This is a genomic window from Bradyrhizobium sp. NBAIM18, assembly GCF_020193825.1.
Classification (GTDB): Bacteria; Pseudomonadota; Alphaproteobacteria; order Rhizobiales; family Xanthobacteraceae; genus Bradyrhizobium; species Bradyrhizobium yuanmingense.
Genome location: NZ_JADYVO010000019.1, coordinates 134,320 through 143,234, shown reverse-complemented (window position 1 = coordinate 143,234; position 8,915 = coordinate 134,320). Strand labels below are relative to the sequence as shown.

The following is an 8,915-nucleotide window of genomic DNA, read 5'->3' as shown; positions in this document are numbered from 1 at the left end:
CCCGAGCTCAGCCCGTGATCTGACGGGGGCCTTTACGGCCCGGCATTTAGGAAACTTTTTCCATATTTGGCGCCGTACTTGAGCCACAATCCCGCGGCGTTCTGATAAGAGACAAGCTTGAATCGCGGGGACGCCTGTGGGGGCTGCCGGCGATTTTCATGGGGTCAGAGGAAGGCGATGTTGCAAATGACGCGACCTTCCTTCGGCATTCGAAAGACATCGAGAGAGCTTTACCCGTCCAGCTGTTCGTAATTTCGGCCGGCCCCATCAAGGGGCTTTCTGGGCGCGGACAGTTGTGCGGCTTGCCTGCTCCGGCGATCCCCGTTCAAGAGGGCAGCCTGGGACAGGTTCGAAACCGGGCATCTTGGGTCGTTGAGTTGGGGGACTTGGGTTGAACCACAGGACGTCACGCGGCACTTACGGGCGTGAGACCGGGATCATCGATCTCGGCCACGAGCCGCCGCTGTCCGTCGATGGTTCTGAAGCCGCGGTGATCGACCGCCGCCGCGTCTCGGTGCAATGGTTCAGCGGGACAATTTTGACCGGACTCTGCGGCGCAGCCCTGATCGGCGGCGCCGTTTTCGCTTCGCTCGACGGCGAGATGACCTTCGCCAAGGTGCCGGAGCGGGTCGAAGGCGCGCTGCGCGGAGCATTCGGCGCCGCCGATCGTGCCGCCACGCTGCACAAGAGCGACCGCCTGCCGCCGCCGAGCGAATCCACCGCCTCGCGCAACGTGATGCGCGTCTCGACGGTTGCCCGCGTCGGCAACCGTGACGTGATGCGGGTGCGTCCGTTCGTGCGGATCGCCGGCAATCTGTCGATGACGACGAGCGATCTGTCGGCGAAGATCCCGCCGTTCAACGCCCAGCGCCTGCTGACCGATGTCGGCTCCGACCCGAAGACGGCGTCCGACGATCCCAACAATCCCGAAGCCGTCGAGCCCGACGCGGAAGTGTCCTTCGTCACCAAGGACCTGTCGCCGGTGCTGCCGAAGGCCAAGATTTCCGCGGTGGTGGCACTCGACGACATCCTGATGCGGGTGCGCGATGCCGCCAATTGGCGCGGCAATGGCGGGGTGCGCTACGCCTCGCTCGCCAACACGGCTGCCGACATCTCCGGCGCGACCGGTCCCTCCGACATCAGAACCGCCTACGCCGCCGAGGCCTCGCCGTCCGATCCCTATGCCGGCTTCGAGACGCGCGTGGTGCCGGAAAACGTCACGCTGCTGCCCAAGACCAAGGAGCAGATCACCGGCGGCAATCCCAACGGCGAACGCGTCCACATGGTCAAGAAGGGCGACAGCGTCGCCGGTGTGCTGCGCGATCTCGGCGCCAATGCCGACGAGATCAAGGCGATCACCGCGACGCTCGGACCGCGCGGCCGCGACGGCGGCCTGAAGGAAGGCGAGAAGCTCCGCATCCTGATGGCGCCCGCAAGTCCCGGCGCCCGCCTGCAGCCCTATCGCGTCGTGGTTGCAAACGACACGATGGTGGAAGCGATCGCGGCGCTGTCCGATCTCGGCAAATACGTCGCCGTCGACGTCTCCAGCATGAATACGGTCGCCGATACTTCGGCCAACGCCAGCAGCGACGACGAGGATGACGATGACGGCTCCGGCGTGCGGCTCTACCAGAGCATCTACGAGACCGCGATGCGCAACAAGGTCCCGATGCCCGTCATCGAGGACATGATCAAGATCTACTCCTACGACGTCGATTTCCAGCGCAAGGTGCAGCCCGGAGATTCCTTCGACGTGTTTTACGCGGGCGAGGACGAGGGCGTGACCGCGACCGAGAAGAACGAGGTGCTGTTCGCCTCGCTCACCGTCGGCGGCGAGACCAAGAAATACTACCGCTACCAGAGCCCCGACGACGGCCTCGTCGACTATTACGACGAGACCGGCAAGAGCGCGAAGAAGTTCCTGGTCAGAAAGCCCGTCAACAACGCCATCATGCGCTCCGGCTTCGGCGGCCGCCGCCACCCGATCCTCGGCTACGTGAAAATGCATACCGGCGTCGACTGGTCCACCTCCTACGGCACGCCGATCTTCGCCTCCGGCAACGGCATGATCGAGAAGGCCGGCCCCGAGGGCGGCTACGGCAAGTACATCCGCATCAAGCATTCCAACGGCTACGAGACTGCCTACGGCCACATGTCGGCCTTCGCCAAGGGCATGGAGCCCGGCAAGAAGGTGCGGCAGGGCCAGGTGATCGGCTTCGTCGGCTCCTCCGGCCTGTCGACCGGCCCGCACGTCCATTACGAGATCCTGGTCAACGGCCGCTTCGTCGATCCGATGCGCGTGAAGCTGCCGCGCGGCCGTTCGCTGGAAGGCCCGATGCTGGCAAGCTTCGAGAAGGAGCGCGACCGGCTCGACGGCATGATGAGCGGCCGCGGCGGCGCCATCGCCCGGATGTCGGACGCCACCGGCGGGCCGCTGCAGGTCACCAACCGGTAAGCCGACAACCGGCCGAGAAGGCCGGTATTTTCAAACAGAATTTCAAACGAGCACGCCACGCAGCGAGGCCGCTTCGCGGCGTCACAACGTCAAGTTTCGTTTGCCAAAGCCGCAGGACGGGCGAATACTTTCCAAAAAATGGGAGGTCACGCCATGAGAAACAGGCTCGCCTGCGCAGCCCTGATTGCTGCGCTGTTCTCCACAACGAGCGCATCGGCCGACGGCTGGGAGGTCACGAGACTCGTGCCGGGCTCGGTATTCCACGGCGTGCACGGGCTCGGTGTCGACAAGGTCGGCCAGTTGTTTGCCGGCAGCGTCGCGGGCGCTGCGCTCTACGAGGTCGACATTGGCGGCGGCAGCGCCAAGGTTGCAATCCCGGCACCAGTGGGGATGGCCGACGACATTGCGTTCGCACCCGACGGCACCATGGCCTGGACCGGCTTCCTCGCCGGCGATCTCTATGCGCGCAGGGGCGACGGTCCGATCAAGAAGCTCGCGAGCGGCCTGCCCGGCATCAACTCGCTCGCCTTCCGCAAGGACGGCAGGCTCTACGCCACCACCGTTTTCCTCGGCGATGCGCTCTACGAGATCGACGTCGAGGGCGTCAAACCGCCCCGCCAGATCATGGAGAAGATGGGCGGCCTCAACGGCTTCGAGTTCGGTCCCGACGACAAGCTCTATGGTCCGCTGTGGTTCAAGGGCCAGGTCGCAAGGGTCGACGTCGACAAGGCCGAGCTGAGTGTCGTCGCCGACGGCTTCAAGATCCCGGCCGCCGTGAACTTTGATTCCAAGGGCAATCTCGTCGTGATCGACACCGCGCTCGGCCAGCTCGTCCGGGTCGATCCCAAATCGGGCGCCAAGACCATGGTCGCGCAGCTGAAGCCGTCGCTGGACAATCTCGCCATCGACGACAAGGACCGCATCTACGTCTCAAACATGGCCGACAACGGCATCCAGGAGGTCGATCCCGCGACCGGTCATGCCAGGCAGATCATCATCGGCAAGCTCGCTTTGCCAGGCGGCATCGGCGTCACCTCGGAGAACGGCAAGGACACGATCCACGTCGCCGACCTGTTCGCCTATCGCACGGTGGACGGCGTGACCGGCGACGTCACCGAAAAGGCGCGCATGCACGCCGCTGGCACGACGCTCGAATATCCGATGAGCGCGACGGCGAAGGGCAACGACGTGGTCCTGTCGAGCTGGTTCACCGGCACCGTGCAGGTGATCGACGGCAAGACCGGCGCGACGCGCGACGTGCTGCACGACTTCAAGGCGCCGCATGACGCGGTCGTGCTCGCGGACGGCAGCATCCTGGTAGCCGAGCTCGGCACCAAGTCGCTGGTCAAGGTGAGCGGCGAGCACGGTAAGGATCGCACCACGCTGATCGGCGCGCTCGAGGGTCCGATGGGTCTCGTCCGCGGGGCCGGCGACGAGGTTTACGTCACCGAGGCTTTTGCTGGCATCATCTCCAAAATCGACAGCACCGGCGAAAAGACCGTGATCGCCAAGGATCTGAAGATGCCGGAAGGCATCGCGCGCACCGGCGACGGTAAGCTGATCGTCGCCGAAGTCGGCGCCAAGCGGCTGATCGAGATCGTGCCGGAATCCGGCAAGGTCACCGAGATCGCAGCCAATCTCCCGATCGGCCTGACCGGCGCCCCCGGCGGCTTGCCGACGCATATCCCCACCGGCGTCGCCGTCGGCGCGACGGGCGCGATCTACGTCAGCTCGGATGTCGAAAATGCGATCTACAAGGTGGTGAAGAAATAGCAGTGGCGTGCACGGGGCTGGCCCCCGGGGAACCGGCGCGCCGGTTCCCCGGTTAGACGCTGACGGAAGCCAGCAGGAGGATCGCCCATGACGCGCCTCTCACGCGACGATGTCGTCAAAGCCGTGGACCGCGCCGACGACGTCACCATTGCCCAGATCATCGGAACCGGCGCGACCGCCGAGGAACTCGCTGAGGCCCAGGCCTGGCTCGCCAATGACGAGCCGATGATCAACGACCTGCGCCCGCTGGCGCAGGGCCGGGTGCGCGAGCTGGTGGATATTTTGTCGGAGCTGGAGGAGGAGGAGGAGGACGGCGTCGAGCCCCGCTCCGCCTCGGCGCCCGGCAACTAGCCAGACAGCAAAACAAGACGCCCCGGAGAGGTGACCCTCCGGGGCGGATTTCATTTCAGATCCTCACCCTCCGGCCGGTTCACGAGATACTCGGACCGAGGTTCGAGGCATGATGATCAGCATGTCGCGGAATCGACGGTACGGCCCTGGCCCTCGGCCAGCGGCCGTCGCCCAGCGCCTGCAACAGCACGTTGAAGACGTTAACCCGCGCGCACCCGTGCGAACAATTCCGACGGCATCATACCGAACATGTCGCGGAAGGCCGTGCTGAAATGCGCGGAGCTGGAAAAGCCCGCGCCATGCGCGGCCTCGGTCAGCGATTGGCCTTGTGCGACCGCCCGTGCGGCAGCGCCGATCCGGGACCAGATCCGGTAGCGGCGGAGCGGCACACCCGTGACGTCCTTGAAAAGATGCAGGAAGCGCGAGGACGAAAGCCCGGCCTTGCGGCCGAGTTCAGCAAGCGTGTGCGAACCGCTGGGCTGCTCGCGCATCCGCTTGATGGCGGCGGCAATTCTCGCATCCGGCTGCGCACTTGATCCGATCCCAAGCATATCGCGGGCTGCTTGCCGCGCGTCCTCAGATGCGAGGCGTCGCTCCGCGATGTCGCAGAACAGCGCGACGACCGACCTCTCGTCGATCAGGTCGAACGCGGCGTTCGATCCCACCTCCTTCATTCGTGAGCGAAGCGCCTCGATATCGCGCCCGAGGGGATCGACATACAGAAAGGCCGTCCGTCCGGCATCGATGCGGAGATGGTGCAGACTGTTGGGCATGATCAGCACGCTGCGGGTCTGGCGATAAGACGGTGAGCGCGCCCTCGGATCGTTAGCTACGCCTATCGCCCCGTCGAGCGCGACGGCCAGCACGCCGGTGGCATTGCGGTGGGGCGTCAGCCCGAAGGCTGGACCGAGATAGAGCACCCGCGCGTCCCAATCGAGCATCCGCGCCCTCTTCGGTCCGCCGCTGGGCGGCGTGCTGATAGCCAGTTCCTGAAAGCCGGAAGGCGAGGTCATGCCTCATCATAGCGCACCGGCACAGCGCTGCCGATGACCGGGGAGATCATATCGATGGACAGAGTTCTGGTAGATGACGCCGCACCAATCGCCGCGATCCGCGCCGCCGTCACGCGCTACGCGGCCGCCTGGCAGGCCGGTGATCGCGCCGCGATCGCCGCCTGCTACCACGATGAATTCGTGCTGCATTATGCCGGCCATAACCCCCTCGCCGGCACTCACCACGGCAAGGCGGCCGCGCTTGCCACTCTGGCCGAGGTCGCACGCCGCTCCAACCGAAAACTTCTCGCCATCGATGACGTGATGGCCGGGCCGCGGCGCGGCGCCATTCTCGCACGGGAATCATTCAGCCGGGACGGTCGCACGGCTGAACTGGAACGGTTGCTGGTCTATGCCGTGCGTGAAGGCCTGCTGAGCGAATGCTGGGTCTACGACCGCGATCAGGCAGTGGTGGACGCGTTCTTAGCGGATTGAAAACGCCCTCCGCGAGTTTGGCGCGGAGGGCGTGTATTTCATCAGTTCAGCTTCCGCTTCGCCACCGGCGCCTCGAACTGGGTGATCTCGGCGGTCTGCGGCGCCTTGCCGTTGAAGGTCAGCACGTTGCCTTCGGACGAGATCGCGACATTATCGCCGTCCCTGACGTCGCCGGCGAGGATCATCTCGGCGAGCGGGTCCTGGAGGTAGCGCTGGATCACCCGCTTCAAGGGCCTTGCGCCGTAGGCGGGATCCCAGCCCTTGGCAGCCAGCCAGTCGCGGCCGGCGGCATCGAGGCTCAGCACGATCTTGCGATCGGTCAGGAGCTTCTGCAGGCGCGCGAACTGGATCTCGACGATCCGGCCCATCTCGCTCCGCTGCAGGCGGTGGAACAGGATGATCTCGTCGACGCGGTTGAGGAATTCGGGGCGGAAGTGCGCCCGCACCATTCCCATCACCTGCTCGCGCACGGCCGAGGTGTCCTCGCCCTCCGGCTGGTTCACCAGATATTCCGAACCAAGGTTCGAGGTCATGATGATCAGCGTGTTGCGGAAGTCGACGGTGCGGCCCTGGCCGTCGGTCAGGCGGCCGTCGTCGAGCACCTGCAGCAGCACGTTGAAGACATCAGGATGCGCCTTCTCGATCTCGTCGAACAGCACCACCTGGTAGGGTCGGCGCCGCACCGCCTCGGTGAGCGCGCCGCCCTCGTCATAGCCGACATAGCCCGGAGGCGCGCCGATCAGCCGCGAGACCGAGTGCTTCTCCATATATTCGGACATGTCGAGGCGGACCATCGCCGTCTCGTCGTTGAACAGGTACTCCGCGAGAGCCTTGGTCAGCTCGGTCTTGCCGACGCCGGTGGGACCTAAGAACATGAACGAGCCGGTGGGGCGGTTCGGGTCCTGCAAGCCGGCACGCGAGCGGCGCACGGCGGTCGCGACCGCACGCACGGCCTCGGCCTGGCCGACGACGCGCTTGCCGAGCTGCTCCTCCATCTTCAGGAGCTTCTCTTTCTCGCCCTCCAGCATCTTGTCGACGGGCACGCCGGTCCAGCGCGAGACCACCTGCGCGATGTGGTTGGCGGTAACAGCCTCCTCCATCATCTCGCCCGAGTTCTCCTTGGCTTCGATATCGGCAAGCTGCTTCTCGAGCTGCGGGATCCGTCCATAGGCCAGCTCGCCGGCCTTCTGGAATTCGCCGCGCCGCTGCGCATTGGCGAGCTCGACACGCAAGCCGTCGAGCTCGGCCTTCAGCTTCTGGGCGTCGGAGAGCTTGTTCTTCTCCGCGCTCCAGCGCGCCGTCAGCGCCGCCGACTTCTCCTCGAGCTCGGCCAGGTCCTTCTCCAGGGTCTGGAGCCGGGATTTGGAGCCGACATCGCTTTCCTTCTTCAGCGCCTCCTGCTCGATCTTGAGCCGGATGATCTCGCGGTCGAGCGAATCCAGCTCTTCCGGCTTGGAATCGACCTGCATCTTCAGCCGCGCCGCGGCCTCGTCCATGAGGTCGATCGCCTTGTCGGGCAGGAAGCGGTCGGTGATGTAGCGGTTGGACAGCGTCGTCGCCGCGACAAGCGCGGAATCGGTGATCCGCACGCCGTGATGCTGCTCATACTTGTCCTTCAAGCCGCGCAGGATCGAGATGGTGTCCTCGACCGAGGGCTCGCTGACAAAGATCGGCTGGAAACGCCGGGCCAGCGCGGCGTCCTTCTCGACGTGCTTCTGGTACTCGTCGAGCGTGGTCGCGCCGATGCAGTGCAGCTCGCCGCGCGCGAGCGCCGGCTTGAGCAGGTTGGAGGCGTCCATCGCGCCGTCGCCCTTGCCGGCGCCGATCAGCGTGTGCATCTCGTCGATGAACAGGATGAAGGTGCCCTCGCTCCCGGTCACTTCCTGCAGCACGGCCTTCAGCCGCTCCTCGAACTCGCCGCGATACTTCGCGCCGGCGATCAGTGCGCCGAGGTCGAGCGAAAGCAACTTCTTGTCCTTCAGGCTCTCCGGCACGTCGCCGTTGACGATGCGCAGCGCGAGGCCTTCGGCGATGGCGGTCTTGCCGACGCCGGGCTCGCCGATCAGGACGGGATTGTTCTTGGTCCTCCGCGACAGCACTTGAATCGTACGGCGGATCTCCTCGTCGCGGCCGATGACCGGATCGAGCTTGCCGTCGCGCGCAGCCTGGGTGAGGTCGCGGGCATACTTCTTCAGGGCATCATAAGCGTTCTCGGCGGTCGCAGAGTCGGCCGTGCGGCCCTTGCGCAGCGCCTCGATCGCCGCGTTGAGGTTTTGCGGCGTGACGCCGCCTTTGCTCAGGATGGTGCCGGCCTCGCTGGTCTTTTCCAGCGTGAGCCCGAGCAAAAGCCGCTCGACCGTGACGAAGCTATCGCCGGCCTTCTCGCCGGCCTTTTCGGCCGCATCGAAAGTGCGGGCCAGCTCAGGCGCGAGATAGATCTGCCCGGCACCGCCGCCGGAGACCTTCGGCACCTTGTTGAGGGCGTCCTCGGTCGCCTTCAGGATTGCGCGGGAATTGCCGCCGGCGCGGTCGATCAGACCGGCGGCGAGGCCCTCATTGTCATCCAAGAGGACCTTCAGCACATGCAGGGTTGAGAACTGCTGGTGCCCCTCGCGCATCGCGAGCGACTGCGCGGACTGGATGAAGCCCCTGGAGCGTTCGGTATACTTCTCGATATTCATCTTTTCTGTCCCTCGGCCTGCCCTCGGGGCCCTCTAAGGCACCCCAAACGGCATCTTCATTGGGTTTCCAATTACCGCATTGACGTTTCTCAACCGGTAACGGTCGTCTTTTGCCGGCGTTGCCGCCGGGCTGGACCAGATGTGGGAAGCAGGTTGCGGATGCGAAAG

6 protein-coding genes are annotated in these 8,915 nt (G+C 65.3%); 4 read left to right on the top strand and 2 right to left on the bottom strand.

Annotated features, from left to right (window positions below; translation table 11 throughout):
- Positions 1-391 precede the first annotated feature (391 nt).
- From I6F17_RS30185 to I6F17_RS30175, 3 genes are all read left to right on the top strand, one after another.
- On the top strand, positions 392-2,455 hold the full coding sequence (locus I6F17_RS30185) for a M23 family metallopeptidase (protein WP_225127045.1): 2,064 nt from the start codon (positions 392-394) through the stop codon (positions 2,453-2,455).
- Between the two features lie 153 nt (positions 2,456-2,608).
- A complete protein-coding gene (locus tag I6F17_RS30180) occupies positions 2,609-4,228 on the top strand; it encodes an SMP-30/gluconolactonase/LRE family protein (RefSeq protein ID WP_225127043.1) in 1,620 nt (539 codons plus the stop codon).
- Between the two features lie 87 nt (positions 4,229-4,315).
- Positions 4,316-4,579 (top strand): hypothetical protein, encoded by a 264-nt coding sequence (locus I6F17_RS30175; protein WP_225127041.1) that lies wholly within the window; start codon positions 4,316-4,318, stop codon positions 4,577-4,579.
- 200 nt (positions 4,580-4,779) lie between these two features.
- On the opposite strand, the gene I6F17_RS30170 is transcribed toward I6F17_RS30175, so the two are convergent.
- Positions 4,780-5,445, bottom strand: coding sequence for an AraC family transcriptional regulator (locus I6F17_RS30170; protein ID WP_225127039.1), 666 nt, complete (start codon positions 5,443-5,445; stop codon positions 4,780-4,782).
- A gap of 201 nt (positions 5,446-5,646) precedes the next feature.
- Between I6F17_RS30170 and I6F17_RS30165 the strand changes: the two genes are divergently transcribed.
- A complete protein-coding gene (locus I6F17_RS30165) occupies positions 5,647-6,066 on the top strand; it encodes a nuclear transport factor 2 family protein (protein WP_057028591.1) in 420 nt (139 codons plus the stop codon).
- Positions 6,067-6,107: 41 nt separating this feature from the next.
- Here I6F17_RS30165 and clpB read toward each other — a convergent pair whose 3' ends face one another.
- A complete protein-coding gene (clpB, locus tag I6F17_RS30160; protein ID WP_035996950.1) occupies positions 6,108-8,747 on the bottom strand; it encodes an ATP-dependent chaperone ClpB in 2,640 nt (879 codons plus the stop codon).
- Positions 8,748-8,915: the final 168 nt, after the last annotated feature.